The sequence below is a fragment of the Sulfurimonas sp. hsl 1-7 genome, assembly GCF_030577135.1.
In the GTDB taxonomy this organism is placed as follows: Bacteria; Campylobacterota; Campylobacteria; order Campylobacterales; family Sulfurimonadaceae; genus Sulfurimonas; species Sulfurimonas microaerophilus.
In genome coordinates this window covers 269676-296011 of sequence record NZ_JAUIRR010000002.1, presented here as the reverse complement: position 1 = coordinate 296011, position 26336 = coordinate 269676, and the positions used below count along the sequence as shown (strand labels likewise).

At 36.8% G+C, this 26336-nt stretch carries 31 protein-coding genes, 5 tRNA genes and 2 pseudogenes; 30 read left to right on the top strand and 8 right to left on the bottom strand.

What is annotated here, in order from left to right:
• The first annotated feature begins 3 nt into the window (after positions 1 to 3).
• The 6 genes from QWY88_RS05130 (at position 4) to QWY88_RS05105 (ending at position 4953) form a co-directional block, all read left to right on the top strand.
• On the top strand, positions 4 to 1002 hold the full coding sequence (locus QWY88_RS05130; RefSeq protein ID WP_304544772.1) for a DNA-directed RNA polymerase subunit alpha: 999 nt from the start codon (positions 4 to 6) through the stop codon (positions 1000 to 1002).
• A 27-nt stretch (positions 1003 to 1029) separates the two neighbouring features.
• Positions 1030 to 1380, top strand: a complete 351-nt coding sequence (rplQ, locus tag QWY88_RS05125) for a 50S ribosomal protein L17 (protein WP_304544770.1) — start codon at positions 1030 to 1032, stop codon at positions 1378 to 1380.
• Between the two features lie 111 nt (positions 1381 to 1491).
• Positions 1492 to 2706, top strand: coding sequence for an aldo/keto reductase (locus tag QWY88_RS05120; RefSeq protein WP_304544768.1), 1215 nt, complete (start codon positions 1492 to 1494; stop codon positions 2704 to 2706).
• 74 nt (positions 2707 to 2780) lie between these two features.
• Entirely contained in the window at positions 2781 to 3056 is a 276-nt protein-coding gene (locus QWY88_RS05115) for a NifU family protein (RefSeq protein WP_193113859.1), read from the top strand.
• A gap of 14 nt (positions 3057 to 3070) precedes the next feature.
• Entirely contained in the window at positions 3071 to 3664 is a 594-nt protein-coding gene (locus QWY88_RS05110) for a hypothetical protein (protein WP_304544766.1), read from the top strand.
• Positions 3661 to 4953 carry a UDP-N-acetylmuramoyl-L-alanyl-D-glutamate--2,6-diaminopimelate ligase gene (locus QWY88_RS05105; protein ID WP_304544765.1) on the top strand — a complete coding sequence of 431 codons (1293 nt, stop codon included), beginning with the start codon at positions 3661 to 3663 and terminating at the stop codon, positions 4951 to 4953. Before QWY88_RS05110 ends, QWY88_RS05105 begins: the two co-directional genes overlap by 4 nt.
• Before the next feature lie 8 nt (positions 4954 to 4961).
• Here the strand turns inward: QWY88_RS05105 and QWY88_RS05100 are convergent, their stop codons facing one another.
• Positions 4962 to 5579 carry a hypothetical protein gene (locus tag QWY88_RS05100; RefSeq protein ID WP_304544763.1) on the bottom strand — a complete coding sequence of 206 codons (618 nt, stop codon included), beginning with the start codon at positions 5577 to 5579 and terminating at the stop codon, positions 4962 to 4964.
• Positions 5580 to 5590: 11 nt separating this feature from the next.
• Positions 5591 to 6154, bottom strand: coding sequence for an outer membrane protein (locus QWY88_RS05095; RefSeq protein WP_304544761.1), 564 nt, complete (start codon positions 6152 to 6154; stop codon positions 5591 to 5593).
• A gap of 129 nt (positions 6155 to 6283) precedes the next feature.
• Here QWY88_RS05095 and QWY88_RS05090 point away from each other — a divergent pair, with 129 nt between their 5' ends.
• From QWY88_RS05090 to tkt, 6 genes are read left to right on the top strand one after another with little or no spacing between them, the layout of a single operon-like run.
• Entirely contained in the window at positions 6284 to 6658 is a 375-nt protein-coding gene (locus QWY88_RS05090; RefSeq protein WP_193113864.1) for a (2Fe-2S) ferredoxin domain-containing protein, read from the top strand.
• 4 nt (positions 6659 to 6662) lie between these two features.
• A complete protein-coding gene (panD, locus tag QWY88_RS05085) occupies positions 6663 to 7028 on the top strand; it encodes an aspartate 1-decarboxylase (RefSeq protein WP_193113865.1) in 366 nt (121 codons plus the stop codon).
• Positions 7028 to 7339: a YbaB/EbfC family nucleoid-associated protein gene (locus QWY88_RS05080; protein ID WP_304544757.1), complete on the top strand. Its 312-nt coding sequence runs from the start codon at positions 7028 to 7030 to the stop codon at positions 7337 to 7339. Before panD ends, QWY88_RS05080 begins: the two co-directional genes overlap by 1 nt.
• Complete coding sequence (locus QWY88_RS05075; protein WP_304544755.1) at positions 7340 to 8323, top strand: DUF7488 domain-containing protein; 984 nt, start codon at positions 7340 to 7342, stop codon at positions 8321 to 8323.
• Between the two features lie 19 nt (positions 8324 to 8342).
• Positions 8343 to 9188 (top strand): polyprenyl synthetase family protein, encoded by an 846-nt coding sequence (locus QWY88_RS05070; RefSeq protein WP_304544753.1) that lies wholly within the window; start codon positions 8343 to 8345, stop codon positions 9186 to 9188.
• A 12-nt stretch (positions 9189 to 9200) separates the two neighbouring features.
• Positions 9201 to 11123, top strand: a complete 1923-nt coding sequence (tkt, locus tag QWY88_RS05065; RefSeq protein WP_304544752.1) for a transketolase — start codon at positions 9201 to 9203, stop codon at positions 11121 to 11123.
• Here the strand turns inward: tkt and QWY88_RS05060 are convergent, their stop codons facing one another.
• Entirely contained in the window at positions 11124 to 11321 is a 198-nt protein-coding gene (locus tag QWY88_RS05060; protein ID WP_304544751.1) for a hypothetical protein, read from the bottom strand. It abuts the gene before it with no gap.
• Positions 11318 to 12874: a nitroreductase family protein gene (locus tag QWY88_RS05055; RefSeq protein ID WP_304544750.1), complete on the bottom strand. Its 1557-nt coding sequence runs from the start codon at positions 12872 to 12874 to the stop codon at positions 11318 to 11320. Before QWY88_RS05055 ends, QWY88_RS05060 begins: the two co-directional genes overlap by 4 nt.
• 98 nt (positions 12875 to 12972) lie before the next feature.
• Between QWY88_RS05055 and QWY88_RS05050 the strand changes: the two genes are divergently transcribed.
• A complete protein-coding gene (locus QWY88_RS05050) occupies positions 12973 to 14412 on the top strand; it encodes a protein adenylyltransferase SelO (RefSeq protein WP_304544749.1) in 1440 nt (479 codons plus the stop codon).
• Here the strand turns inward: QWY88_RS05050 and QWY88_RS05045 are convergent.
• Together QWY88_RS05045 and QWY88_RS05040 are read right to left on the bottom strand one after the other, a co-directional pair.
• Positions 14407 to 14814 (bottom strand): hypothetical protein, encoded by a 408-nt coding sequence (locus QWY88_RS05045; RefSeq protein ID WP_304544748.1) that lies wholly within the window; start codon positions 14812 to 14814, stop codon positions 14407 to 14409. The two genes, QWY88_RS05050 and QWY88_RS05045, sit on opposite strands and share 6 nt — an antisense overlap.
• Entirely contained in the window at positions 14811 to 15719 is a 909-nt protein-coding gene (locus QWY88_RS05040; protein ID WP_304544747.1) for an AEC family transporter, read from the bottom strand. Before QWY88_RS05040 ends, QWY88_RS05045 begins: the two co-directional genes overlap by 4 nt.
• Positions 15720 to 15744: 25 nt before the next feature.
• On the opposite strand from QWY88_RS05040, the gene QWY88_RS05035 reads away from it, so the two are divergent.
• The gene (locus tag QWY88_RS05035; RefSeq protein ID WP_193113875.1) at positions 15745 to 16065 is read left to right on the top strand and encodes a thioredoxin family protein; all 321 of its coding nucleotides are present in this window, start codon (positions 15745 to 15747) and stop codon (positions 16063 to 16065) included.
• Here the strand turns inward: QWY88_RS05035 and QWY88_RS05030 are convergent.
• Both QWY88_RS05030 and QWY88_RS05025 read right to left on the bottom strand, forming a co-directional pair.
• Positions 16052 to 16807, bottom strand: a complete 756-nt coding sequence (locus tag QWY88_RS05030) for a TrmH family RNA methyltransferase (protein WP_304544744.1) — start codon at positions 16805 to 16807, stop codon at positions 16052 to 16054. The two genes, QWY88_RS05035 and QWY88_RS05030, sit on opposite strands and share 14 nt — an antisense overlap.
• Entirely contained in the window at positions 16804 to 17532 is a 729-nt protein-coding gene (locus QWY88_RS05025; protein WP_304544742.1) for a YaaA family protein, read from the bottom strand. Before QWY88_RS05025 ends, QWY88_RS05030 begins: the two co-directional genes overlap by 4 nt.
• A gap of 60 nt (positions 17533 to 17592) precedes the next feature.
• Here QWY88_RS05025 and QWY88_RS05020 point away from each other — a divergent pair, with 60 nt between their 5' ends.
• The 16 genes and pseudogenes from QWY88_RS05020 (at position 17593) to rplA (ending at position 26239) form a co-directional block, all read left to right on the top strand.
• A complete protein-coding gene (locus QWY88_RS05020) occupies positions 17593 to 18285 on the top strand; it encodes a FecR family protein (protein ID WP_304544739.1) in 693 nt (230 codons plus the stop codon).
• Positions 18275 to 20140, top strand: coding sequence for an adenylate/guanylate cyclase domain-containing protein (locus QWY88_RS05015; protein WP_304544737.1), 1866 nt, complete (start codon positions 18275 to 18277; stop codon positions 20138 to 20140). The genes QWY88_RS05020 and QWY88_RS05015 overlap by 11 nt, the downstream gene beginning before the upstream one ends.
• Positions 20137 to 20577: pseudogene (locus tag QWY88_RS05010) on the top strand (GAF domain-containing protein); the annotation flags it as partial. The gene QWY88_RS05015 and the pseudogene QWY88_RS05010, both read left to right, overlap by 4 nt.
• Positions 20578 to 20649: 72 nt before the next feature.
• Positions 20650 to 21255: pseudogene (locus QWY88_RS05005) on the top strand (HD-GYP domain-containing protein); the annotation flags it as partial.
• Positions 21256 to 21423: 168 nt separating this feature from the next.
• Positions 21424 to 22062: an MBL fold metallo-hydrolase gene (locus QWY88_RS05000; RefSeq protein WP_369811218.1), complete on the top strand. Its 639-nt coding sequence runs from the start codon at positions 21424 to 21426 to the stop codon at positions 22060 to 22062.
• A gap of 56 nt (positions 22063 to 22118) precedes the next feature.
• Positions 22119 to 22195: transfer RNA gene (locus QWY88_RS04995), tRNA-Thr, on the top strand.
• 44 nt (positions 22196 to 22239) lie between these two features.
• Positions 22240 to 22324: transfer RNA gene (locus QWY88_RS04990), tRNA-Tyr, on the top strand.
• Between the two features lie 11 nt (positions 22325 to 22335).
• A tRNA-Gly gene (locus tag QWY88_RS04985) sits at positions 22336 to 22411 on the top strand.
• A gap of 167 nt (positions 22412 to 22578) precedes the next feature.
• A tRNA-Thr gene (locus tag QWY88_RS04980) sits at positions 22579 to 22653 on the top strand.
• A gap of 90 nt (positions 22654 to 22743) precedes the next feature.
• Complete coding sequence (tuf, locus tag QWY88_RS04975; RefSeq protein WP_304544735.1) at positions 22744 to 23943, top strand: elongation factor Tu; 1200 nt, start codon at positions 22744 to 22746, stop codon at positions 23941 to 23943.
• A 45-nt stretch (positions 23944 to 23988) separates the two neighbouring features.
• A complete protein-coding gene (gene rpmG, locus QWY88_RS04970; protein ID WP_207562144.1) occupies positions 23989 to 24141 on the top strand; it encodes a 50S ribosomal protein L33 in 153 nt (50 codons plus the stop codon).
• Between the two features lie 21 nt (positions 24142 to 24162).
• Positions 24163 to 24238 (top strand) — tRNA-Trp (locus tag QWY88_RS04965).
• Positions 24239 to 24314: 76 nt separating this feature from the next.
• Complete coding sequence (gene secE / locus QWY88_RS04960) at positions 24315 to 24494, top strand: preprotein translocase subunit SecE (protein WP_193113883.1); 180 nt, start codon at positions 24315 to 24317, stop codon at positions 24492 to 24494.
• Positions 24495 to 24504: 10 nt separating this feature from the next.
• Complete coding sequence (gene nusG / locus QWY88_RS04955; RefSeq protein WP_193113884.1) at positions 24505 to 25032, top strand: transcription termination/antitermination protein NusG; 528 nt, start codon at positions 24505 to 24507, stop codon at positions 25030 to 25032.
• 20 nt (positions 25033 to 25052) lie between these two features.
• Entirely contained in the window at positions 25053 to 25478 is a 426-nt protein-coding gene (gene rplK / locus QWY88_RS04950) for a 50S ribosomal protein L11 (protein WP_304544728.1), read from the top strand.
• Positions 25479 to 25546: 68 nt separating this feature from the next.
• Positions 25547 to 26239 carry a 50S ribosomal protein L1 gene (gene rplA / locus QWY88_RS04945; protein WP_304544726.1) on the top strand — a complete coding sequence of 231 codons (693 nt, stop codon included), beginning with the start codon at positions 25547 to 25549 and terminating at the stop codon, positions 26237 to 26239.
• The last annotated feature ends 97 nt before the right edge of the window (positions 26240 to 26336 follow it).

The following is a 26336-nucleotide window of genomic DNA, read 5'->3' as shown; positions in this document are numbered from 1 at the left end:
GACATGAAAAAGATTAAAACTACTCCACTTGCTCCTCAAGAGTTTGAGGTAGAACAAATTAGTGAGAATGAAGCAAATATCATAGCATATCCTTTTGAAACTGGTTATGCTATATCTTTAGCTCATCCACTTCGCCGTTTTCTATTAAGCAGCTCAGTTGGTTATGCTCCTATTGCTATCAAAATTGAAGGTGCAAAACACGAGTTTGATTCAGTTCGTGGTATGCTTGAAGATATCTCTGATTTTATTTTAAATCTTAAAGAGATTCGTTTCAAACTTAACAATGAAGCAACAGAAGCTGAGATTAACTACAGCTTTACAGGTCCATGTACTATTACTGGTGCAGATCTTAGTAATGATGAAGTTGAAGTTGTAACTCCAGAGGCACATTTAGCGACTTTAAATGAAGACTCTACTCTTAACTTTAACATCAAAATTGCTCAAGGTATCGGGTATGTTGCTAGTGAAGATACTTCTGATGAGTTAGGTGAAGGTTATATCGCTTTAGATGCATATTTCACTCCTGTTAGAAGTGCAACATATGATATTCAGCATGTACTTGTAGAAGATAATCCTAATTTTGAGAGAGTTGTAATGAACATCAAAACTGATGGTCAAATCTCTCCTGTTGATGCGTTCAGAAACTCTTTAGAAGTTATGTATGCTCAACTTGCTGTATTTAATTCAGAAATTAGTATCAAAGCTCCAACAACAATTGAGAGAGTTGAAGAGTCACCAGACCTTAAAAAACTAATGACTAACATCGATAGTTTAGGTTTAAGTGCTCGTAGTTTTAACTGCCTTGATCGCTCAAGTATTAGATTAATAGGTGAGATTGTACTTATGAGTACAAACGACCTAAAAAATGTTAAAAATCTTGGTAAAAAATCTTACGATGAAATCGTAGAAAAAGTTCAAGAGTTTGGTTTCACAGTTGGTGCTGATTTAGCTGATGATGTAGTTACTGCATTAAAAAAGAAAATAGAAGCAGCTTCTAAATAAGTCTGCTAAAGAAAAGAGGAAGAAGATATGAGACATCGTCATGGATATCGTAAACTTGGACGTACAAGTGCTCACCGTAAAGCACTTTTACAAAATCTAAGTATTTCATTAATTGAACATGGTAAGATTGAAACTACTGCTGTTAAAGCAAAAGAGCTTCGTTCTTACGTTGAAAAACTAATCACTGTAGCTGGTAAAGGTGATAGCAATGCTCACAGAGCTGTATTTGCTACACTACAAAACAAAGAAGCTACAAAAAAATTAGTAAACGAAGTAGCTCCTAAATACGTTGATCGTGCTGGTGGTTATACAAGAATCATTAGAACTCGTATTCGTCGTGGTGATGCTACACCAATGGCTTTCATCGAGCTTGTTTAATTAACTGAGTTTCGCGCTGAGTTTTCTCAGCGTAAACTTTTACACTTTTATCTCATCTTTCATTACACAAAAACTTCCACATTCTAAAATACTTATACTAAGGAATTATAAATGAGTAGTTTCGCATTTGGAACTTATAGAGTTACTGATCTTAACCCTTTACATATTGAAGCTTTAAAAGAAGCGTTATATTCTGGAATCAAACTTATCGATACATCATCAAACTATACAGACGGCGGGGCTGAACGCGCTATTGCAAAAGCTTTAAATAGTATTGAAGATGAGTATAGAGAGGTAGAGATAGTAAGCAAGTTTGGTTATATTCAAGGGACAAACATGATGCTCCACAAAGAAAACCCTTTTGAAGAGGTTGTTGAGTATAGTCCTGAGTGCTACCATTCAATCTCACCGTCATTTATGCAAGATCAGCTAGGGCGTTCTTTAGAAAGATTAGAGCTAAACAAGATTGACTGTTATCTGCTTCATAATCCGGAGTATTTTTTATACGATGCTATAAAAAAAGGGATCCAGAGAGAAGAGATACTTGAACAAATGTACCAACGTATCTATAAAGTATTTGTAGCACTAGAAAAAGAGGTGCAAAACGGTAGTATAGGATCGTATGGTATAAGTTCAAACTCTTTTTCAAAAGCGAATGATGCAGAAGATTTTTTGCCGTATGAAGATTTAATAACATTAGCAAAAAATGCTGCGATCGAAGCAGGAAGCGAACAACATAGTTTTACTACGATCCAGCTTCCGATTAATCTTTTAGAGCAAGAGGGACTTAAGTGTGCAACATGGGCAAAAGAGAACGGTTTAAGAGTTCTTGTAAATCGTCCACTTAATGCTTTTCAAGACTCTTTAATGTTTAGATTGGCTGATTATGACGAGCCATTAGATTACTATCATAATCTCAATGAACTTCTTGAAGTTTGCGATACGGAAGTTTTAAAGCCCCTTTTTAATTTGATTGAGCAGATGGATGAAAATAAACATAAATATGGTTGGATAGGTGATTATGACCTATTTGTAAATTCTCAAATTATTCCACACATTAAAAAAACTATTGAAAACCTTGATAAAGCGGTACTGGAAACACTTCTGGCTTATATAGAGAGATTTTTAGTTTCATACAGGGATATGGTTGCTCATGAATGCTCTAAAGCAACTAGGGTACAGCTTAAAAGTGTACTAAAAGATTGTGAGAAAAAATTACAAGAGTGTGCATTTGAGTTTTTACAAAGTCAAGACTCTATAGATTATATTCTTGTAGGGATGAGAAAACCTAGTTACGTGGCGGAAGTTCTTGCTTTAAAAGAGTAGCTAAACAGATATTTTTATCACTTGTTAAGTGATTTTATCATATTTTATGATTATAAAATAATAGAAGGATGAAAATGATTCCATTTACAGATGAAGAACTGATGGAGCCCGTAAAAGCTGTTATAGATAAGGTACGACCATCTTTAGCACTTGATGGTGGTGATATCGATTTTATTACAGTAAAAAATGGGAATGTATATGTTCAATTAAAAGGTGCTTGTGTAGGTTGTTCTTCAAGTGGAACAACTTTAAAGTACGGAGTTGAGCGTCAATTAAGAATGGATATCCATCCAGAGTTATGTGTAGTAAACGTACCTTTTGGGATGGAGAATGACATAGATAATCTATAAGGATTAAAACAAGAATGAGCAATATTAGTAAACATAAAATATTAGATCAAGCTAAAGAGAGTTTTTCTAAAGAGGACTATAAAGTAGCATTAGAAAAATTCGCAGAAGTTCTACAAAACTTTCCAAACTCTAAAGAAGCTTATAATGGAGTAATTTTATCTGAGATGGCTATGAGCGGAGAGGGTGGAGCTGAGGCTTTATTTGATTATTATGAGATACTAAAAGAGGAAGATAAAGAGGAAGCTGATTCGATTATGAGTGAAATCCTGAAAAACATGGATGGCACTATAGAACAGCTCGGAAAAGTGTTTGCTCAACCTTTACGTGAACGTTTAGAATATGAAGACGGGATCCTTTACAGTGACTTCCAGAAGCTTTTAGATGAGGGCGGTGATTTCAAAGAGATCTTTGAAAACATTATGTTCTCAACACGTGTAATTATCAGTGACAGAGATGATTTTATAGATTTTTTAGAAAAACTGATCGAACACGATTTTGCAGATATGGCACTGAGTTATCTTGAAAATGCTTTGAGTGTATATCCGAGTGATAAACTCCTACGTAAACTACTTAAAAAGCTTGCAAAAGGTAAGGAAAACAACTCTTGAAAATAGCTTTACCAGACCACGAATATAAATATGTAACTGAAAATTCTCAAGAGTGTGATTCTGAGACGGCTTTTGTTTTAACGACACAAAATGAAAAATATCTTCAAAGTGCCAAAGATAACGGTGCTCACTCAATCATCAAAGTTGAAGATATAGCAGATGTTTTCGGTGTGAATGATATTAAGATTATCGGTATCACGGGGACAAACGGTAAAACTACAACGGCAAGTGCTTTATACTCTTTTTTACTTGATTTAGGCTACAAAGTCGCAATGCAGGGAACACGTGGATTATTTATAAACGATGAAGTGATTGAAGGAAAAACACTTACTACACCTTCGGTATTAAATACTTATAAACATATTTATCAAGCACGTGAAATGGGATGTGATTTTTTTATTATGGAAGTAAGCTCTCACGCAATTGTTCAAAAGCGTATAGAGGGGCTTAATTTTGAGTTGAAAATCCTTACAAATATCACGCAAGATCATCTTGATTACCATAAGACGCTAGAAGAGTATATCCATGTAAAAAACAGCTTTTTCCAAGATGAGGGTAAAAAGCTAATAAACAAAGATGAAGAGAAAGCAAAATTCAATTTTAGAAATGCCTATACCTACGGGATAGAAAACCCGGCTACTTATAAACTGATGGCATACTCTTTAAATGAAGGCAGCAGCGGTATTATCCAACACTTTCAAGAGATTGTCCCTTTTACTGCATCGTTACATGGATTTTTCAATCTATATAATCTTATGGCAGCTATCTCGGCAGCGCATCTTTTAACGGGTAAAAAACTTGAAGAGATTGCAGATGTGGTGGACAATTTTGCTGGTGTGAGCGGTAGAATGGAACAGGTGTGTGAACTCCCTAACGTAATCGTGGATTTTGCTCATACTCCGGATGGTATGGCACAAGTGCTTAATGCTCTCAAAGAGAAAGAGCTTATTGTAGTATTTGGAGCGGGCGGAGATCGTGACAGAAGTAAAAGACCGCTTATGGGTCGTGTAGCATCTAACCTTGCGAAGAAGATTATCGTTACAACCGACAATCCCCGTTTTGAAGAACCTGAAGCTATTGTTGAAGATATTCTCTCGGGCATAGAAGACAGATCAAACGTAACAGTTGAATTAAACCGTAAAAAAGCGATTGAGATGGCTTTAGATATGCAAGAGGAAGATGAAGTTGTAGTAATTCTCGGAAAAGGTGATGAGAACTATCAGATCATCTATGATCAAAAACTACCGTTTGATGATAGAGAAGTGGTAAGAGAGCTTTTAAATATTTAAAGACTCTCTTAGTTGATAGTATAAATTAAACTTTTTGTAATATTTGTTTCGTTGTCATCAGGAAATACTGTTGCATTAATTTCCGTCGTTCCGGCTATTAAAGTTATTTTTGTAACCCCGTTAGCTGTTTCATAAGTAGCACTGTTATTCATATCCCAAACTATATTGTTGTAAACGATTCCCGTAGTGTTGTCTTCATAAGTTGCATTTGCTTGAAAATCATAACTACCGGTAGTGTTAACATCTGCACCATTTTTTTCTGAAATATTAAAATCAACAAGTTTTACGGAGTTTACAGTGAGCGTGTCTTCAAAGTCTCTGTATGAGATAGTAATATTTACATCACCGCCGTTTTTATATCCACCGCTAATAGAATTTCCGCTTGCTACAATAATTGAGGAATCAGAACTGCTCCAAGTGACTGTATCAGTTGCATCACCGCTTGAACCATCCGTATGCAGTACTGTAGCAGAAAGTGTGACAGCCTGATTGGCAGAATATATTTGTGAAATGCCGGTATCGATACTAATAGAGTCGATATCTGTAATTACCGGCGCTGTTGTTGTCTCTTTACAACCTAAAAAAAGAAGAGAAAGCAGTAAAGAGCTATATAAAGTTTTTTTCATACCTGTATTTCCTAAAATCTAAAGTTAACGCCAAGATAGCTGTTTTGTTGATCTGAGCTTATATCTTGCAACTCATCTAAAAGATTGAACTTCTCATATGTAATTGTTTTATAAAGATAACCAATCTCTATGTCAACGTGTTCGTTTATTGGGATAAACACCCCTCCGCCGAAGTTAAAAGAACCGTATGTAACGCTTGTTTGCAAGCTTCTTTCTACGTCCATTGAACCGGCACCAATTCCCACTTTAACAAAAGGGTTGAAAAAAAGATCAAAATTAAATGCTTTTAAAAGTTCAACATTAAAGCCGTATTTATCACCGTCATTTGGAGAAACAATATTGGAATCATTTTTAGCATAATCAACCGAGAACTCTACTGCATATGCATTGATATCTCCGTAACCGATTTTTAAGTTGACGTTTTGTGTAGTGTTAAAAGCTTTTTTCTTAGTAGTTGTAAAAATTTCATATTGGTAAGCGACATTTGCACCTACATAAATTTTTGCCTCACCGTAAAGTGTAGAAAGTAGGGTAAAAAATAGTAAAAGTTTTTTCAATTTTAATCTTTCCTGCATAGTTAAATTCTAGTGAATTATATCCAAAAACTTACAAACAAGCTTAAAAAAGCAAATTTATTTATGCCTCTTAGAATAAAGCTCCAAGAATTTTGCTATAATTTCAAAAAAAAATTAAGGAATGACTTTATGGGTATCCCTCAACCAGCTTTTTATATCTTCAAATGTGAGCAGTCAGCTCCTCCAGGTATGCCAAAGCCATCATGTGTAACACCACAAACTCAAGACCTTTTCCAGTATCTTGCACAAAGTTTAATGAAACAGGGTGTAATGGGTACAGTTCAACCAATCAGAACATCTTGTATGAACAGATGTCAAATGGGTCCTGTTATGTTAGTAGAGCCGGGTCATACAATGTATGCAGGATTAACTAAAGAAAAAATTGATAGAATTATTGAAGAGCATATCTTAGGCGGCAACGTTGTTGAAGAGTATGTAATCGATAAAGAGATGTGGGATGAGCCAATCTCTCCTGCAGACATGAAAAAACAAATGGGAATGTAAATAGATGCAAATTGAAATGCTTTACAGCAAAATTCATCGTGCTACTGTTACAGATGCGAACTTAAACTATGTAGGTTCAATTACGATCGATGAGGAGCTTTTAGAAGCTTCAAAGATGAGAGTTGGACAAAAAGTTGAAATCTTAAACATCAACAACGGTGAGAGATTTTCAACGTACATCATTTTAGGTGAGCGCGGAAAACGTGACATCTGTTTAAATGGTGCAGCTGCAAGAAAAGTGCATAAGGGTGATAAAGTGATCATCGTTGCTTATGCTACTTATGATGAAAAAGAGCTTGAAACTTATAAGCCAAGAGTAGTTTTACTCAATGATGAAAATAATATCGACGAAGTTGTAGAGAGTATATAATGTTCGGCAATATGGGTGATTTAAGTGAAATGTTAAAAGGGTTTGAGCAACAAGCACAAAACCTTAAAGATGAACTGGCAAAAAAAACTTTCTCTGTAAAATCTGGCGGGGGTATGGTAGAACTTACTCTTAACGGCAACGGAGAAGTGATAGACTTAAACATCGATGATGAACTATTAAGCGATAAAGACTCTTTACAAATTCTTCTTATTGGGGCTATCAATGATGCCAATAAGATGGTTCAACAAAACCAACAACAAAGTGCTATGGGCATGTTGGGTGGAATGAATCCGTTTGGTGGGAGTAAATAGGTGCTTTTTCGCCTATTTCTTTTACTAAACCTTCTTTTATTAAACCTTTACGCTTGTAAAAACGGCTACTTCTCCTGCGTAGCAAAAACAAAAGATTCAAAAACAATCCAAAACGATTCTCTTTCTATCCCGATCAAGGGTGATAAACGACTTGTATATTCCAAAAAAATTCCTAATGCTAAAATTTTAAAACACGATCCTTTTTTAAACCTCTATATTATTAAAGACAAAAAACATTTCAAATACCCTTTTGATATCAATATGCGATTGCAGCTCGGCAGTGCAGTCGTGACAGATAAAACTTTTAAAGAGGGAAAAGTTCTTAAAGAACAAGTTGGACTTAATACTTTAGGAACTTACAGTGCAAAGATAAAAACCCCTGCACTTATCACAAGTTCATGTTGTGCGTTAGAGGGAATACTCACACCTAATGGTTTTATAGATAAGTACTATCTAAATAGATTTATTAATGCTAAATCAGCCGACTATGGAGATATTGGTATACGTGTTCAAGATGCGGGGAAATGCATAAAAGTTATTGCGAGTAACCCTTATCTGAAAAACAATCCACTTAAACGTGGAGATTGTATTTTGGCATTTGATGGCAAAAAAGTTTACTCATCGGCACATTTAATGAGACAAATACTTTTTAGTAAGGTTGGCTCTAAACATACGATCAAGATCAAAAGAGATGGGAAAGTTTATACCTTTAATGTTGTAGCAAATAAAAGAACAGGCGGTGGAGAGATAAGTGATACCTTCCTGGAGTTCCGCGGAATATTTTTTAATAAGAAACTTTACATCGTAGGTTTGAACCAGTATTTTAAAGATTACGGAATGAAGCTTGGTGATCGTCTTGTTCAGGTAAATGGCGTAAGAGTAAAAAACCAAGATGAACTTAGAGAGTATATAGAAAATTTTAAAGATTTCTCTTCTTTACTTTTTGAGAGAAATAATTTCCAATTTTTTGTAAATATTAAGTAGCGTAACTATATAATTTCATATGCAAAAATTTGAAGCTTTTTTACTAGACAATTTACCGACATCAGCATCGATCCATCCCGTATATGAGGATGCTTTACAAGAGATGTTAAAAGCTGGTGGAAAGCGTTTTCGTCCGGCACTTTTGCTTGGTGTTGTAAAAGCTTTAAATCCGCTAATGTTAGAGAGTGCGAGACACGCTGCATATGCGATCGAATTACTGCATACGTACTCGCTTATCCATGATGATTTACCGGCTATGGATGACTCACCGCTTCGTCGCGGAAAGCCGACACTGCATATGGTTTATGATGAAGTGACTGCTATTTTAGTCGGGGATGCACTCAATACTTACTCATTTGAAGTACTTAGCAATGCACCTTTTAGCGATGCAATGAAAGTAAAACTAATTCGTGAGCTTTCAAGTAACGGCGGTCTTAACGGTATGGTTTTAGGACAAGCGATAGATTGTTATTTTGAAAACAAACCTTTAGAGATTGAAGATATTAAAACACTTCACACAAATAAAACAGCAAAACTAATAGCAGCTTCAATGAAAATGGGTGCTATTATTTGTGGAGATGAAGAACTTTCTGAAAAACTTTACGAGTTTGGTATTAAACTAGGACTTCTATTTCAGATCCAAGATGATATCTTAGATGTGACACAAAGTAGTGAAGAAGCAGGTAAGCTAACAAATAACGATGAAGATAAAAATAGTTTTGTAACTATTTTGGGATTAGATGAGGCGATGAAAGAGGCTAATGTTTTGGCTGAATCATTAACTCTAGAGATGCAAAGTTTTGATGAGAGTTTACAAAGTGAATTGTCACCAATACTTACTAAATACATAAACAGACACAAATAACAAGGAATAAAGATGAGCGATAATGTAATGCGCAAAAAGATGGCGGACTCTATAAGATTTTTAGCGGCAGATATGGTACAAGCTGCAAACTCAGGTCACCCGGGTGCACCTATGGGACTTGCAGATGTTGCTGTAGTATTAAGTGAACACTTAAATCACAATCCAAAAAATCCATCTTGGTTAAACCGTGATAGATTAGTATTCTCAGGTGGACACGCTACTGGTCTTATCTATTCACTTTATTACCTTTGGGGATACGGTTTAGAGATTGAAGATCTTAAAAACTTCCGTCAGTTAGATTCTAAAACTCCAGGTCACCCTGAATATGGTCACACGGCAGGTATTGAGATCACAACAGGTCCACTTGGCCAGGGTATTGCAAATGCTGTTGGTTTCTCAATGGCTAGTAAGTTTATGGCTGCACAAGTAAACAGCGATACGGCAGATTTAATTGATCACAATGTATATTGTTTATGTGGAGACGGTGACTTAGAAGAGGGTATCTCTTATGAAGCGTGTTCAATTGCCGGACATAACAAGCTTGATAATCTAATCGTTATTTACGATTCTAACTGCATCACTATTGAAGGGTGTACAGATCTAAGTATCTCTGAAAATATCCGCGGAAGATTTGAATCTCAAGGTTGGGAAGTTTTAGAGTGTGATGGACATAGCTTTGACTCGATCGATATTGCGATCACAGCTGCAAAAGCTTCAACAAAACCGGCTATCATCATTGCAAATACAACTATCGCTAAAGGTGCGGGTGAGTTAGAGGGAAGCCACCACTCTCACGGTGCTCCACTTGGTGATGATGTAATTGCCCAGGCAAAAAAAGAAGCAGGTTTTGATCCTGAGAAAAAATTCTTTGTTGACGAAGATGTAATGGCAAGATTCAGATGTGCGATTGAAAAAGGTGACTTACTAGAGCGCGAGTGGATCCACAGACAAAAAACAATGCCTCTTTTAGAGCAAAATGAAGTGCTTTCATCGTTAGAGTACCCTGACTTTTCTCGTATTGAGTACCCAGTATTTGATAAAGCAGATGCTACTAGAAGCACAAACGGTAAGATCATGAATGCTATCGCTAAAGCGATTCCAAGCTTCTTAGGCGGTAGTGCGGACTTAAGCCCGTCAAACAAAACAGACCTTAAAGATATGGGTGTATTTCCAAAGGGAAGAAACATCTACTTCGGTATTCGTGAACACGCTATGGCTTCGATCACAAACGCTATTGCACTATACGGTCCTTTAATGCCGTTTAGTGCAACATTCTTTGTATTCTCGGATTACCTAAAACCATCGGCTCGTATCGCGGCACTTAGTGGGATCCAGCAGTTCTTTATCTGGACACACGACTCTATCGGTGTTGGTGAAGACGGTCCGACACACCAGCCGATCGAACACCTTTCACAATTTCGTTCATTACCAAACTTCTATGTATGGCGTCCGGCTGACGGTGCAGAGAATGTTGAAGCTTGGAAAAAAGCTTTAGAGATGACAAAATCTCCTTCGGCATTTGTATGTTCACGTCAAAACCTTTCAGTACTTCCGGCAGCTGTAAAGGGTGAAGCGTCACGTGGTGGTTATCTACTTGCAAGTGATGCAGATGCTACTGTTACGTTAATGGCTTCAGGTAGTGAAGTACAACTTGCTCTTGATGTAAAAGCGAAACTAAATGAGCAAGGTGAGAAAGTAAATGTTGTATCTGTGCCTTGTTATGACCTTTTCATCGAACAGGAAAAATCTTACATCGATGAAGTGATTGCTCCAGAAACTAAAAAAGTTGCGATTGAAGCAGCTCGCGGTTTAGAGTGGTATCGTCTGGCTGATGAAGTTATCGGTATGGACAGCTTCGGTGCTTCAGCTCCTGCAGATCAACTTTTCGAGAAATTCGGTTTCTCAGTTGATTCTGTAATTGCAAAAATAAAATAATTATTTTTTGGCGGGTTTGTTTTTAGAACTGTTTTGTTCTAAAAACATCCCTTGCATCATAAAACTTTTTTTAGAATTTTCAACCCCTTTTTTCTCATAAGAGTAATCCTCTTTGCCTCCATGCATATCTATTTTTCCCTTTTCATATTCTGCAAAACAAAATGAACTTAAAAATAGGACTAATAACGTGAATCTCATTTACGTTCTCCATATGCCGGAAGTGACATTATTCGACTATCTACAAAACCTTTTCCGACCGTAAAATGGTAGAATGTCTGAAATCTGTTATCTTGCAATCCTATAAGAGAGTGAAACATATCATCTAAAAAACATCCGATTCCGGTTCCGCTGAGATTTAAAGATGTGGCCTCAAGATAAAGCTGTTGCCCAATCGCTCCACACTCCCAGTACAACTCTTTATATCTATGCGCTCCAAAGTTTTGCAGTTCACTTGAAAAACGTGTCAGCATCCCTAGTGTAAAAGCACCGTCACTGGCAATATCTTGGGAACAGGAGATATTTTTAGCCGCAAAGGTAAAATCTCCCTCTTGGAGTAGATAGAGATTTTCAAGCTCCGTCTCTTTCCAAAGAAATTCCGCTTTCATTGAAGATTTTAGCGTTTGGAGATCATCTTCGTTTCTTACCAATATATAGAGACCTTGCTGCATATCTTTAACACGATGGAGCATTAACACAGGATGGACTGCATTTTTTCTACCATCGAGAGAGCCCGTTACACTTTTGATGATTGTAAAAAACTGCTCTTTTGAGATCCATGAGAGCTCTTTATCCATAACATGGATACTTCTTCTTTGCAGTACTACCTCTTTAGATTCTTTTGTAGGCTCTTTGAGATGAGTTCTGTGTGCAACGCTTTCTTGTTTTAGCGGTGTTGCTTGTGTAGCTTCTTCAATGGCAGGGATGATCTCCCACTCTTGCATAGTAGGGCTGAGTTTATTTGCTATCCCCTCATATTTTAATGGAAGTTCTTCATAGAGCTTATCTAGGTTTACAGCAGTTGAGTTTTTCTCTGGTGTAATCAGCAAAAACATATCGGGCAGTTCCATTTCAAAGAAACGCTCACTTTGATTCAGACCTAATATTTTTGAGAGATCAGCATCACTAATCTCATCTAGTTTTTGAACACTCCATCCAAGCATGGCCGCAGAGGCAACTATGCTTTGCCAAGCATGTCCGACATCGAGCTGCACATAACGAAAGGCACGCTCGCCGTACTTCCATACCTCTCTCCAAGAGATACTAGAGAGTGCGAGTATAAAGCTTCCTTCTGGTAGTGAGTTAAAAAAAGAGCTCTCAAGTTCACTAAGGATTTCAAGCTGATGATCTTTTGGAGCATAGTGGGAGACAATTGCTTTCTCAGTTAAAACAGGCGGTAAGATCAAGTAAGACTCTGTCGGGTGTAAGTTTCCGCTTGAAGCGTTACAACGTACTGCCCATTTTTCTGCTCCGGCAGATTTCCAAGCTGCAATTGCCATGGAAAATTGCAATAGTTGTGAGATTGACTCTTTGCACAAAGGTGCCCGGGGAACATCTGATGTATATAAAAGATGGTAAGGGGGCGTAGTATGCTCAAGCGCCAAGGGGAGTTGAATTTTTTTCGTCCCTTTGTATTCCCGAAAAGGGTTTGGCTGCGAGGCCCAGTCCATATATCCGAGAGATCGGGCATATCTGTGTTGATTATGTTTTGTCGTTTCGTGATAGTGGAGTACCGTTTGTAAATTTTTATTCATTTTATGAGTTTAATTATTTAATCTTAAAATTGGCTCTAAAAAATTATCGCGTTTATTTGAATAGTTTTTTTTAATTTTTGTCATGCTAAAAGGTGTCTATGAAATTTTCTGATTTAAAATTAACAACACCGTATTTAGAACTTCCTGAGTTGTTCTATCATCTTGTTGAACCAATGCCGCTAAAAAAACCGTATCTAATTGCCGCGTCGCAAAGTTGTGGAGAGCTTTTAGGTATCGATGAGGATCTCAGCGATGATGAGAAACTTGTGCAGATTGTCAACGGAAATGAAAAACTTGCAGGTTCAAAAACTTTTGCAATGTGTTACGCCGGGCATCAGTTTGGTTACTTTGTTCCGCGTCTGGGGGATGGAAGAGCTATTAACCTCGGTAAAGTGAACGGACAAAACCTTCAACTTAAAGGCTCCGGGCTTACACGCTATTCTAGAGAGGGTGACGGCAGGGCAGTGAAGCGTTCTAGTATTAGAGAGTTCTTAATGAGCGAAGCGATGTATGGTTTAGGCATAGCTACTTCGCGAGCTTTAGCTTTGATTGGAAGCGATACGGATGTAGCACGTGAACGGTTGGAAAAGGGTGCTATGGTTTTACGGGTATCACCTACGTGGATCCGTTTTGGAACTTTTGAGTATTTTAAAACAAGAAGAGAGTACGAGAAACTGCAACTCTTGGCCGATTATGTGATCGAAGAATCATTCCCCGAGTTGCAAGGTCAAGAGGACAGATACTTTAAGATGTTCTCACAGATTGTAGAGAATAGTGCAAAGACAGTAGCACGCTGGCAGAGTGTAGGTTTTAACCACGGTGTTATGAATACAGACAATATGTCGATAGACGGTCGTACTATTGATTATGGTCCCTATGCGATGTTGGATGACTACGAGGTGAACTATATCTGTAACCATACAGATGTAGAGGGGCGTTACTCATTTAAAAATCAACCCAGCATCATGCAGTGGAATCTTTCGGTTTTAGCAAACGCACTCTCCCCTATGGTAAATATTATAAAGATGAGCAAGCTTGTGGAGAAAGATTTTATCTCTATCTATGAGAGTGAGTATCTTGAGCTGATGAAAAACAAGATGGGACTCTTTGAAGAGGATGAAAATGATGTCCCTTTTATACGATGGATGCTTGGAAGTTTAGAAAGCAGTGTTGTTGATTACAGTCGCTTCTTTAGAACACTTTCACATTATAGTGGAGATAAAGCTGAACTCTTAGCACTATGTGAATATGAAACACCTTTACAGGAGTGGCTTGAGGCTTACGATGAAAGAGTTCAAAAAGAACAACTCTCACAAGCAGAACGTTCCAAAAAGATGTTGCAGACAAATCCAAAGTTTGTACTGAAAAACCATCTTTTACAAAAAGCGATTGAAAAAGAGGAGGAGGGGGACTTTACAATGATCGAAGATCTTTTAAAAGTGGTGCTCGATCCCTTTAGTGAGCATGAGGCGTTGGAGTACTTAAATATTCCAACACCGCCCAGAAGTAAAAACTTGAAGCTGAGTTGCTCATCATAGTAGGTTCAGATCATCTTGGAGCCGATTAAAACCTTCTATAAGTTTGTCATCAGTTAGAGGCCCTTTTAAATCTTTGTAGTAAGTGTAAAGGAGTACACCCTCTTTTTTTATTTCTATACGGATGTAGCCATTTGGGATACCTGAAGTTTTTTGTGCCCAGTTTTGGTTGGAGTTGCATACTATATCTGTTTTATAAGAGAGTGCAAGCTCGTAAGAGCAGTTTGTGTCAAACTGGTAGAGGGATTTGAGAGTAGACTCCATCTCTTTATTTGGTGGGAAAATTGAGAGCTGCATACACTTTATGGGTGTGTTAAATATCTTTTTATCATTTACATAGACCTCCCCTTGATCGCTGCAGCCTAGAAAAAAGAGTATGAAAAATATTGCAATAACGGTTTTCATAAGTATGTTAAAACCTTTACTCCCAAGAAGATAATACCTAAAAACAAAACAGAAGAGATAAGGACTAAAGCTGTTACCACTTTTGGTTCACACTCGTAGAGCGATGCGAGGTTTACATTGGCAACGGCCAGCGGCATAAGGAGCTCTATAAATATGATCCCTTTGATCATCGGGTCAAGTTCTATAAAGTAAAGCACTATAAATGTTACGATAGGCAGGAGTAAAAACTTAAAACTAAGCACCCAAGTGATCAGAGTTTTGTTGATCTCTTTGATTTTCGTGCCGTAAAGATAAACACCAAATAAAAAGAGCTGCATTGTCATGGAAGCATAAGCACCCATCATCAACATCTTCATAATCTCATCACTCGGTTTATAATGAAAAACACTTAATGTGATCGCAATAATCGCTGCCCAAAGAATGGGAAGTTTCACTATGTTCAGTAATGAAGTTTTAATATCAAAACTGCCTCGTGAGTAGTAATAAACTCCGATCGTATAAACTACAAATACATTAACAAGGTTTACGACAGTCGTATAGGGGATAGACTCCTCACCGAAGATTGCTATATTGAGCGGTATCCCTAAATTTCCTGTATTTCCGATCAGAGCTGCCACCATAGCTATTGAGTACTCTTTCTTCTGAGTGAAAAGATAACGTGCAAAAAGAGCTGAAATGATTAAGGCTATAAGAACGATCACAAAATAAATACTGGGAGCATAAAGAAGTGTAATATCTACAGGATGTATTAAAAGTCCCCAAAATGTTAAAAAAACTTGTAAAAAATAGACGTTAAGCAAGGTGATCGTTTTATCGTCGATCTTCTCTTTGAAACTGCGTTTGGCAATGTAACCCATGACGATAAAAACATAGATACTTAAAATACTAAATATAATTGAACTCATAGGGTAATTATAGTAAAATTCATTCATGCAAACAATAGAAGAGATAGAAAATAAAATTAAAGAAAATCTGGCTGTAATGGTGTACTTCTCAGCACCGACTTGTAATGTGTGTCATGCACTTAAACCAAAACTTCTTGAAGCGATCGATGCAAACTTTAAAGAGTTTGAGATTGTAAGTGTAGATACTTCGATCGATCAAGAGGTAGCTGCGCACTTTAGTGTTTTTACGATCCCGACGGTACTTATCTTTTTAGACGGCAGAGAGTTTTTAAGAAAATCTCGTCATATGTCAGTTGATGAGGTGATCCGTGAGATCAAACGCCCTTATGAGATTATGATCTCATAAAAGCGATCAGTGAGGCAGTCACTGCAACGTTGAGTGACTCAACCCCTCTGTTCATTGGGATAATTAAAGAGTCGTTACATAGTTTTTGTACTTCCGAGCTTACCCCCTCGCTCTCATTTCCCAAAACAAAGATAGATTTGTTTGAGGGTTTGAGATCATACAAAGAGTTCTTTGCTTCAAGTGAAAGAGCATATATCTTCGCATTATCAAGCTCCCCTAAAACATTTTCCAAACTGTCGCAAAAATAGATAGGTATCTTAAAAAGTGTCCCGGCACTTGCTTTGATCACAAGAGGTGAGATCTTTGCAGAATTCTTTTTCGGAAGTATTATTCCATCTACATTACCAGCCGCACAGCTTCTAATGATCATTCCAAGATTTTGAGGATTTTGAATTCCGTCAAGTGCGATAAGTCTATACTCTTGCAACTCTTTGATCGCATCTGCATTTTGATAGGTTTTTGAAAAAACATCGATCGCTACACCCTGATCCTGCTTAGCATTTTTACTGATGCGGCTAAGGGCATTTTTTTCATGGTAAGTGATCTCTATATTACGCTGTTTTGCCAGCTGCATAATCTTTTTAATTGCACCGTCAGGTTTATTCGATTTTGCAAGGTGAAGTTTGTGTACTTCGATGTTTTTATCTTGCAGTACTTCTACAACGACATTACGCCCGTAAAGGGTGATCAGCTTTTCAAAAAATGCTTTTCTTTGTTTATACTCTTGTGAATCTTGTTTCATTCTACGATCTCATATACTATTTCAGTTTTATTTTTTGTTTTTTTAATCTCTTTGACTTGAAGGTTTTCAATTTCGAGTTTATTAAACTCTTCCAAAGATGTGATCCCTGCTTTTGCAATCTCACGCAGTACTATACCGCGATATGCTTTTGCCCAGTGTGACACCGTCTTTCCATTTTTCAAAAACTTTAGCGTAGTGTAGGGTTGAGTAGTTTTATAAAACTTGTCGTAATAGCCTGCACGAAGATCCAAGATATCACTGTTTGAAAGATAGAGATCAAGTTGATACGAAAAGCGATCTTTGTAAAATTTATCGGGTGCTATCTCACCTATGGAGTTACCCTGTTTTACTTTATAGTTTGCTATCGGGTCTCCACCAAGCAGCGGCCCGTATAGGTTTGAAAATATGATAGTATTTTCTTTGAGGTAGTTTTGTGCGTTTTTGTCTAATGAACTGTACTGTAGATAGTCATACGCTACTCCGTCATATCTCTCAATGGCACTCATAAGCGGTGCGTCAAAAATATCTTCTATATACGGTTTGCAGTCGTCAAACTTCTTGATCCCAAAAAGAGCCGTGATCTTCTCTTCGTCACCACTGTTTACGATCTCATTATAAGTTCGTAAAATCTCATCTCTGGCTGATACGGCTCCAAAGATCTCTTTAGCAGCTGTATCACCGCCGACATTTTTCCCTTCAGAAGGTGAAAAAAGTATTTTTAACATCTTCTCCCTTTTTTTAATAAAATGATATAATCAGATAAAAGCTTTTAACAAAGGTCTTATATGAAACTATTCTTGATGTTAATGATAGCGAGTTTTACATATATTTACGCTTCTGTAATAGGGAGTGTTGAATATGTTCAAGGGAATGTTAAAGTAAAATCATCACAAAGCATTAAAAAAGTGAAAGTCCAGCAAGGATATCAGATCCAAGAGGGTGATATTATTACTTCCTATAAAGACTCATATGCAAAGATAGTTTTAGTAGATAACTCTACACTTGTGTTAGATGCAGATTCTATAGTTCATTTTGGCTCTGCTTCAGAACTAGCACAGGAAAAAGGTCGTGTTTATTACAAGGTCACTTCTAAAAAAGTAAAAAATTCATTTAAAGTGAAAACAGATTTTGCGATCATCGGGATCAAAGGGACTACGTTTATCGTAAAAGCCGAGGAGCAAAAAGAGGTATTATTACAAGAGGGGCTTGTCGGGATCAACAGCATCAAAGAGGAGTTTGAACTTTACAGAAAAAAAATCAATGCCGACTTTGAAGCTTTTAAAGCACAACAGCAACAGGGCTTTGAAGAGTACAAAAACGGTTACAGCGGTTATGAAAAAGTGATGACTACAAAAGCATTTGATCTCCAAAAACAAAATAAACTGAGTTTTGATCAGAATCTTGTAAAAGAGGATAGCTTTGAAAAAGATGATTATAAAGAGTTTGAGTATTTTGAGAAACTGATAGATGAGATTTAGTGTAGTTGCATTTTTAACGGTACTGTTTGTCCTTTTTTTACAATTTGAGAAAATTGAACTACTAGAGTCTTTTGCGCAAAGATTTAACGATATCAATTTTCAGCTCACTCAGAAAAAGATAAATCCGGACGTAGTAGTAGTAGCGATTGATGAGAAAAGCGTAAACCATTTTGGACGCTGGCCTTGGGATAGAGCAGTTTTGGCTGAGGGAATTGTAAAACTGCAAGATGCTGATGTGCTCGCTTTAGATATGGTGTTTTCAGAACCTACACCTTCTGATGAAAAGTTTTCAGAAGTATTAGGTAGTTTAGATAATAGTATCTGCGGATTTTTTCTAAGAACAAATGCTACACAAGAGCTTGGTGAAGCACAGCTAGATATTTTGCAAAACTCAAGTTTAGACCTGCTGCAAACAAAAATGAAAGAGGGAAACAAGTTTTTAAAAGCAGATTATGCAGAGTTAAACGTAGAACCGATATTGGACTCTTGTACACTACAGGGTGCTTTTTCAACACTCTCTTCAAGTGACAAGCTTTATAGATTTTATCCTACTGCATTTTATCTTCATAATTCACTTTACCCATCACTGGGTTTACAAAGTTTACGTTTGAAATTTAACAGGGATGTTGATCGTAAAAATGCAAACACTTTGCTTCTAAACCAGCTCTCAATACCAATTAACGAACATGGATTTACCAGACTTAATTTTTATAAGAAGAATGAGTATAAAACGATCTCATTTTTGGACCTTTATAACGGTGATGTGAAAAGTTCCGAGCTCAAAGAGAAGATCGTTCTCTTTGGCGTGACGGAGATGGGGATTGGTGATGTTGTCCCGACACCGATCGGGAATCTTTACGGGGTATATATCCACTATACATTTTTATCCAACTTTTTAAATAATGAACTTATCTTCGAAGCACAGTGGCTCAATTTAGTTTTTACAGCAACAATAATGCTACTTGTGCTCCTTTATATACTTTATATGAAGAAGGTTTTTTCTAGAGTCGTTGCATATGTGCTCTCTTATGCTGTTTTATTTATAACAGCAAAAGCTCTTTTTATTAACTACTCTATCTATATCGATACGTTTTACCCATTACTTGCATTGATACTGAGTGCATTCATTCAAGAGTTTATCCTTTTTTATATTCATGAAAAAGATGCCAGATTTATTAAAAAAGCATTTTCTAGTTATCTCTCGCGCGAACTACTCAATAAACTGGCAAATAGTGAAAAGTCTTTAGAGCTTGGCGGCGAGAAAAAAGAGCTGAGTATCCTTTTTAGCGATATACGTAATTTTACGACAATATCTGAGGAGATGAATGATCCTCAAAAACTGATCCATCTTTTAAATAGGTACTTTACTCCAATGACTCAGGCAGTTATGGATAATAAAGGGATGCTCGATAAATATATAGGTGATGCGGTAATGGCATTTTTTAATGCACCTGTAGATGTTGAAAATCATGCTGAGGCAGCTTGCAGGTGTGCATTGGATATGAGAGAAAAACTAGCACGCTTAAATGAAGAGCTTGAAGGTGACGGTATAGCCCCTATACATATAGGGGTAGGTATCAATACCGGTGAAGCTGTTGTTGGAAATATGGGTGCAACAAAAAGGTTTAACTACACCATAATTGGCGATAGTGTAAACCTTGCTTCACGACTAGAGTCAAAAACCAAAGAGTTTGGAGTAGATATAATTATCTCCAGTTATACGTATGAATTTGTAAAAGATCTTTTTATCTGTAAGGACTTAGGCTATACAGCCATTAAGGGTAAAAAAGATGAGGTGAAGATCTATCAACTCGTCTCTGATAAAAATGATATAATAACTGCCAAGGTGGAATGAGTATGAAAAATGAGATTGGTTCATTAGGTGCTACTGAACTGTTAGAACTTATTTTTGTTTATTTAGCAGAAGTTTCTTCACGTAGAAATTATGATGAGGTTATTGAACTGCTGGCAAGTATGGGGAAAGCATTAAGCAGTGCCGATCGTTGTAGTGTTTGGATTGTGAGTGATGACAAAAAAACAATCAAAACCAAAGTAGCTCAAGGTATAGCACCCATAGAGTTACCTATTGACTCAGGTATAGTAGGGGAGTCTATAGTAAACGGTACTCGATACATCATTGATGATGTTTATAAAGATGAGCGCTTTAACAGATATATAGATGAGAAAACAGGTTATAAAACAAAATCGATGATGGTTATACCTATGTATGACTATAATGAGAATGTAATCGGTGCTTTTCAGGTTATAAACCGTCAAGGCAATAGTGGTATTTTTGATGAGAGGGATATGGAAAGACTTACCCTTGCCACTACTTATGCAGCAGAAACTATCGTATCTGCAAAACTGACACAAGAGATAGAAGAGACACAAAGAGAGGTTGTCTTTACTATGGGTGCAGTTGGTGAGAGCCGCTCAAAAGAGACCGGGAACCATGTAAAACGTGTTGCTGAATATTCTAAACTGCTTGCTATAAAATACGGACTCAGTGAAAAAGAGGCTGAACTACTCAAACAAGCAAGTCCAATGCATGATATCGGGAAGGTTGCAATCCCCGATAGTATTTTAAATAAAAACGGCCGCTTTAATGAAGATGAGCGTAAGATTATGGATACCCATGCACAGCTTGGATTCGACATACTCCAAGGTTCCGAGAGAAAACTATTGAAAGCTGCGGCAATCGTAGCGCACCAACATCATGAAAAATACAATGGAACAGGATACCCTCAAGGTCTTAAAGGGGAGGATATCCATATCTATGGTCGCATTACTGCTATAGCCGATGTATTTGATGCCCTTGGAAGTGACAGGGTATATAAAAAAGCGTGGGATGATGAAAGAATCATAGAACTCTTTAAAGAGGAGAAGGGGAAACACTTTGACCCTGTACTTATAGATATATTCTTTGAGAATATTGAACAGTTTTATACTATTCGCGATACGTTTAAAGATGAATATAAATATGTAGAAGAGAAGATCGAAAAAACTAGAAATATTAAAGTTCTCGGTGCCTACGGAACAAAAGCAAAAGGGTTTGGGACAAGCTCTTTTGCTCTGAACAAAACAGATGTAATAGATGCAGGTAATTTACTTGAGGCTTTAGGGGAAGAATCTATTCATGTGAAAAACATTTGGCTAACTCATCAACATCTTGACCATATAGTTGATATTGCCTATATTATAGATAACTATTTCGGTATCAGAAAAAATACTATTAACATCCTTGGAACAAAAGGGACCATTGATGCTATCAAAAAACATTTTCTCAATGATGAAGTTTGGCCTGATTTCTCTAAAATAAAACTACCAAACAATGAGATGGTTGTAAAATATACAGAGATAGAACTCGGCCGTGAATATAAGATATCTGAGAACGAGTCTATAAAAGCTTTTGATACTGAACATACCGATTCAAGTTGCGGTTATATATATACACGCGATGGTAGCTCTATTTTAATTACTGCAGATACAGCAAATCTAGAGAGTGCTATAAAGGAGATAGAAAAAGACAATTCTATTAATAGTGTAGTCTTAGAATGCTCTTTTCCAAATGAATTAGAAAACTTAGCAGTTGAGAGTAAACATTTAACACCAAAAATGTTGTTTGAGAGTTTAAAAAATGTAAAAAGAAAAGATTTTCAACTCTATATTAATCATATAAAGCCAACTTTTATTCTACAAATTGCACAAGAGATCGAAGAAAACAAGGGGTTATTTAGCCCTAAATTAGTAAAAGATGGAGATTTTTTACAATTTTAGTCAAAAACCCTTGACATTAATTTTGTTTTGCACTATAATTCTGGCTCAAATTCGATGCCGACATAGCTCAGTTGGCTAGAGCAGCTGATTTGTAATCAGCAGGCCCGGGGTTCAAATCCTCGTGTCGGCACCATTGAATTTTGAATATTAGAAACAGTGTTAGACCAGATTTAAGATGGTGAGATAGTCAAGTGGCCAACGACGGCGGACTGTAAATCCGCTCCCTACGGGTTCAGAGGTTCGACTCCTCTTCTCACCACCACTTGTTCAGATGCGGGTGTAACTCAGTGGCTAGAGTTCCTGCCTTCCAAGCAGGCTGTCGAGGGTTCGAATCCCTTCACCCGCTCCATTGAGAACAAATTCTGGAAGCTGAAGTATAATTTCAACCAAAATTACTTCATATATAATATTTATACTCAAGAAACTTATAGATATCTATATAGCTTTACATCTAATCACAACTAATATTTTTTCGTTTAAGAATTATGCAATGATTTCTTATATTTTTACAATTTTGCTTATGTGGCTCAGTGGTAGAGCACTTCCTTGGTAAGGAAGAGGGCGTGGGTTCAATTCCCATCATAAGCTCCAGCAAAGTTGTATTTAAATAGTTTAAGAAATAATTGAATGATTTTTGGATATAATTCCATTTCAATTCACAATTTAAGGTCGGAGGACACTATGGCAAAAGAAAAGTTTGAACGTAACAAACCCCATGTTAACATTGGTACAATTGGTCACGTTGACCACGGTAAAACTACATTAACAGCTGCTATCACTGCAGTTTTAGCTGTTAAGAATGATGCAAAATTTATGGATTATGATCAAATCGATAATGCACCAGAAGAAAGAGAGCGTGGTATTACAATCGCTACTTCACACGTTGAGTACGAAACTGATACACGTCACTATGCGCACGTTGACTGTCCAGGTCACGCGGATTATGTTAAAAACATGATTACTGGTGCTGCTCAAATGGACGGTGCTATTCTAGTTGTTTCTGCTGCGGACGGCCCGATGCCACAAACTCGTGAGCATATCCTTCTTTCAAAACAAGTAGGTGTACCGTACATCGTTGTTTTCATGAACAAAGAAGATATGGTTGATGATGAAGAGTTATTAGAATTAGTTGAAATGGAAATTCGTGAACTTCTTGATCAATACGAATTCCCAGGTGACGATACTCCAATCGTAGCTGGTTCAGCTCTTAAAGCTCTTGAAGAAGCAAAAACTGGTACTCTTGGTGAGTGGTCAGATAAAATCCTTAAGCTTATGGCTGAAGTAGATGCTTATATCCCAGAGCCAACTCGTGAAACTGATAAAGATTTCTTAATGCCAGTTGAAGATGTGTTCTCAATTTCTGGTCGTGGTACAGTTGTTACTGGACGTATCGAGCGTGGTTTAGTTAAAGTTGGTGATAATGTTGAGATCGTTGGTATCCGTGACACTCAAACAACTACTGTAACAGGTGTTGAAATGTTCCGTAAAGAGATGGAGCAAGGTGAAGCTGGTGATAACTGTGGTATCCTTATCCGTGGTATTGGTAAAGATGAAGTTGAGCGTGGTCAAGTTCTTTGTAAGCCAGGTTCAATCACTCCACACACTAAATTTACTGCTGAGATCTATGTACTAAGTAAAGATGAGGGTGGTCGTCATACTCCATTCTTCACTAACTACCGTCCACAGTTCTACGTACGTACAACAGACGTAACAGGTGCAATTACTTTACCAGAAGGTACTGAAATGGTTATGCCAGGTGACAACGTAAGCATTACTGTTGAACTAATTCACCCAATTGCTATGGAAAAAGGTACTAAGTTCGCTATCCGTGAAGGTGGTAGAACAGTTGGTGCTGGTGTTGTAGCTGAGATTCTTGCGTAATTCGCTTTTGCGAATTACCCTGAACCAATTTAAAGGTTTAAAAACATGAGAGAAGCAATTCACTTAGGTTGTGAGAAATGTACTAGACGTAACTATCACACAACTAAAAACAAAAAAACTCATACTGAAAAATTTTCAGTAAGAAAATACTGTAAATTCTGTAGAGAACATACAGTACACAAAGAGATGAAACTGTAATAAGTTTTCTCTCTTTTCTTTAGGCGTGTAGCTCCAATGGTAGAGCACCGGATTCCAAATCCGGGTGTTGGGGGTTCGAGTCCCTCCACGCCTGCCACTTATATATTTATTATTAGTTTTGCTTTCGAGCAAAATTTATAATAAATGATACTTTAAGATGATGGAAAGAATAAATGAATTTAGGTAAACATATCCAAAATGCAAAATTAGAGTTAAGTAAAGTTATCTTTCCTACAAAAGGTCAGGTAAAACAAGCTTATATCGCTGTTATAGTTGTAGTGTCTGTTATCGCTGCGTTTTTAGCTCTAGTTGACCTTCTTATGTCATCTGTAGTTTCAGCAATCTTAGGTTAAGGAGAAAGTTATGGCACATCAATGGTACTCAATCCAGACCTATGGAAGTGACAGAGCAGTTAGAGATGCTATCTTCAATATGATTGAAGAGTATGGACTGCAAGAACACATTACTGACGTAATTGTTCCAACGGAAGACGTTATCGAAGTAAAAGACGGTAAGAAAAAAGTTTCAGAGAGATCTCTTTATAGTGGGTATGTATTCGCTAAAATTGATCTAAATACTGAAATACAACACATGATCCAATCTATCCCTAAAGTATCAGGGTTTATTGGAGAAGGGAACCATCCAACACCTCTAAGCGAGCATGATATTAATGTTATCTTAGATCGTGTAAATAATCGTCAGGCACCAAAACCAAAAGTATTTTTTGATAGCGGTGAAACTGTACGTATTATTGATGGACCGTTTGCAAACTTCACAGCGACTGTGGATGAGTACGATTTAGAACATGGTACTCTAAAACTCAACGTTTCAATTTTCGGTAGAGCTACTCCTGTAGATATCTCTTACACGCAAGTTGAAAAAATAATTTAAATTCATAAAAAGGACAAAAAATGGCAAAAAAAGTCATGGACTATATCAAGCTACAAATTGACGCTGGTAAAGCTAATCCAGCTCCACCGGTAGGACCAGCACTAGGACAACGTGGTGTTAACATCATGGAATTCTGTAAAGCATTCAATGAAAAAACAAAAGATAAAATGGGATTCAAAGTTCCTGTTGTTATCACTGTTTACAACGATAGAAGTTTCTCTTTTATCACTAAACAACCACCTGCATCTGAACTTTTAAAGAAAGCAGCTGGACTTAAAAAAGGTAGTGACAATCCACTTAAAAACAAAGTTGGAAAAATCACTCGTGCACAACTTATGGAAGTTGTTGAGTCTAAGATTGAAGATTTAAATACTGATGATAAAGATATGGCAGCAAACACTATTGCTGGTCAAGCTCGTTCAATGGGTATCGAAATCGTAGATTAATTTACGAACAATCATCGACCACAATGATTTAAAATTGTGTGGCAGAATTTATTACGGAGAAATTTGTTATGAGTAAAAGATATAAACAATTATTAGAAAAAGTTGATAGTTCAAAATCTTATACAATTGAAGAAGCATCTTCAACTGTAAAAGAACTAAAAAGTGCAAAATTTGACGAAACTGTTGAAATTGCAATGAATTTAAATGTTGATCCACGTCACGCTGACCAAATGGTACGTGGTGCAATCGTTCTTCCACACGGTACTGGTAAAACTGTACGTGTTGCAGTATTTGCTAAAGGTGCTAAAGCTGATGAAGCTAAAGCTGCTGGTGCTGATATCGTTGGTACTGACGAATTAGTAGCACAAATTAAAGAGGGTAATATCGATTTCGATATCGTTGTTGCTGCTCCAGACTGTATGGGTCTTGTTGGTCAAGTTGGTCGTATCCTTGGGCCAAAAGGTTTAATGCCTAACCCTAAAACTGGTACTGTAACTCCAGATGTTGCAACTGCTGTTAACAATGTTAAAGGTGGTCAAGTAAACTTCCGTGTTGACAAAAAAGGTAACATTCATGCTGGTATTGGTAAAGTAAGTTTTGATGCTAACAAAATTGCTGAAAACTTAACTACTTTTGTACAAGCTATTAATAAACAAAAACCAGCTTCTTCAAAAGGTCGTTACATTAAAAATGCTGCACTTAGTTTAACTATGTCTCCAGCTATTAAACTAGATGTAACTGAACTTTTAGATACTAAATAGTATAATACAGGTTTCCGAGAATATTTCTCGGAAATTTTGAAAGTTTTTATTTTGAGATTTTTTATCTTAAAGTAAAGATTTTCATTTTAGGTGAAAA

Coding starts and splice junctions, on each gene's coding strand:
- QWY88_RS05095 (WP_304544761.1), bottom strand. CDS start 6,154: ATGCAGGAAAGATTAAAATTGAAAAAACTTTTACTATTTTTTACCCTA.
- QWY88_RS05060 (WP_304544751.1), bottom strand. CDS start 11,321: ATGAGATTCACGTTATTAGTCCTATTTTTAAGTTCATTTTGTTTTGCA.
- QWY88_RS05025 (WP_304544742.1), bottom strand. CDS start 17,532: ATGTTAAAAATACTTTTTTCACCTTCTGAAGGGAAAAATGTCGGCGGT.
- QWY88_RS05020 (WP_304544739.1), top strand. CDS start 17,593: ATGAAACTATTCTTGATGTTAATGATAGCGAGTTTTACATATATTTAC.
- QWY88_RS05115 (WP_193113859.1), top strand. CDS start 2,781: ATGATTCCATTTACAGATGAAGAACTGATGGAGCCCGTAAAAGCTGTT.
- tuf (WP_304544735.1), top strand. CDS start 22,744: ATGGCAAAAGAAAAGTTTGAACGTAACAAACCCCATGTTAACATTGGT.
- tkt (WP_304544752.1), top strand. CDS start 9,201: ATGAGCGATAATGTAATGCGCAAAAAGATGGCGGACTCTATAAGATTT.
- QWY88_RS05090 (WP_193113864.1), top strand. CDS start 6,284: ATGGGTATCCCTCAACCAGCTTTTTATATCTTCAAATGTGAGCAGTCA.
- QWY88_RS05045 (WP_304544748.1), bottom strand. CDS start 14,814: ATGAAAACCGTTATTGCAATATTTTTCATACTCTTTTTTCTAGGCTGC.
- secE (WP_193113883.1), top strand. CDS start 24,315: ATGAATTTAGGTAAACATATCCAAAATGCAAAATTAGAGTTAAGTAAA.
- panD (WP_193113865.1), top strand. CDS start 6,663: ATGCAAATTGAAATGCTTTACAGCAAAATTCATCGTGCTACTGTTACA.
- rplK (WP_304544728.1), top strand. CDS start 25,053: ATGGCAAAAAAAGTCATGGACTATATCAAGCTACAAATTGACGCTGGT.
- QWY88_RS05100 (WP_304544763.1), bottom strand. CDS start 5,579: ATGAAAAAAACTTTATATAGCTCTTTACTGCTTTCTCTTCTTTTTTTA.
- QWY88_RS05130 (WP_304544772.1), top strand. CDS start 4: ATGAAAAAGATTAAAACTACTCCACTTGCTCCTCAAGAGTTTGAGGTA.
- rplA (WP_304544726.1), top strand. CDS start 25,547: ATGAGTAAAAGATATAAACAATTATTAGAAAAAGTTGATAGTTCAAAA.
- QWY88_RS05110 (WP_304544766.1), top strand. CDS start 3,071: ATGAGCAATATTAGTAAACATAAAATATTAGATCAAGCTAAAGAGAGT.
- QWY88_RS05055 (WP_304544750.1), bottom strand. CDS start 12,874: ATGAATAAAAATTTACAAACGGTACTCCACTATCACGAAACGACAAAA.
- QWY88_RS05035 (WP_193113875.1), top strand. CDS start 15,745: ATGCAAACAATAGAAGAGATAGAAAATAAAATTAAAGAAAATCTGGCT.
- QWY88_RS05070 (WP_304544753.1), top strand. CDS start 8,343: ATGCAAAAATTTGAAGCTTTTTTACTAGACAATTTACCGACATCAGCA.
- nusG (WP_193113884.1), top strand. CDS start 24,505: ATGGCACATCAATGGTACTCAATCCAGACCTATGGAAGTGACAGAGCA.
- rpmG (WP_207562144.1), top strand. CDS start 23,989: ATGAGAGAAGCAATTCACTTAGGTTGTGAGAAATGTACTAGACGTAAC.
- QWY88_RS05030 (WP_304544744.1), bottom strand. CDS start 16,807: ATGAAACAAGATTCACAAGAGTATAAACAAAGAAAAGCATTTTTTGAA.
- QWY88_RS05015 (WP_304544737.1), top strand. CDS start 18,275: ATGAGATTTAGTGTAGTTGCATTTTTAACGGTACTGTTTGTCCTTTTT.
- rplQ (WP_304544770.1), top strand. CDS start 1,030: ATGAGACATCGTCATGGATATCGTAAACTTGGACGTACAAGTGCTCAC.
- QWY88_RS05080 (WP_304544757.1), top strand. CDS start 7,028: ATGTTCGGCAATATGGGTGATTTAAGTGAAATGTTAAAAGGGTTTGAG.
- QWY88_RS05040 (WP_304544747.1), bottom strand. CDS start 15,719: ATGAGTTCAATTATATTTAGTATTTTAAGTATCTATGTTTTTATCGTC.
- QWY88_RS05050 (WP_304544749.1), top strand. CDS start 12,973: ATGAAATTTTCTGATTTAAAATTAACAACACCGTATTTAGAACTTCCT.
- QWY88_RS05120 (WP_304544768.1), top strand. CDS start 1,492: ATGAGTAGTTTCGCATTTGGAACTTATAGAGTTACTGATCTTAACCCT.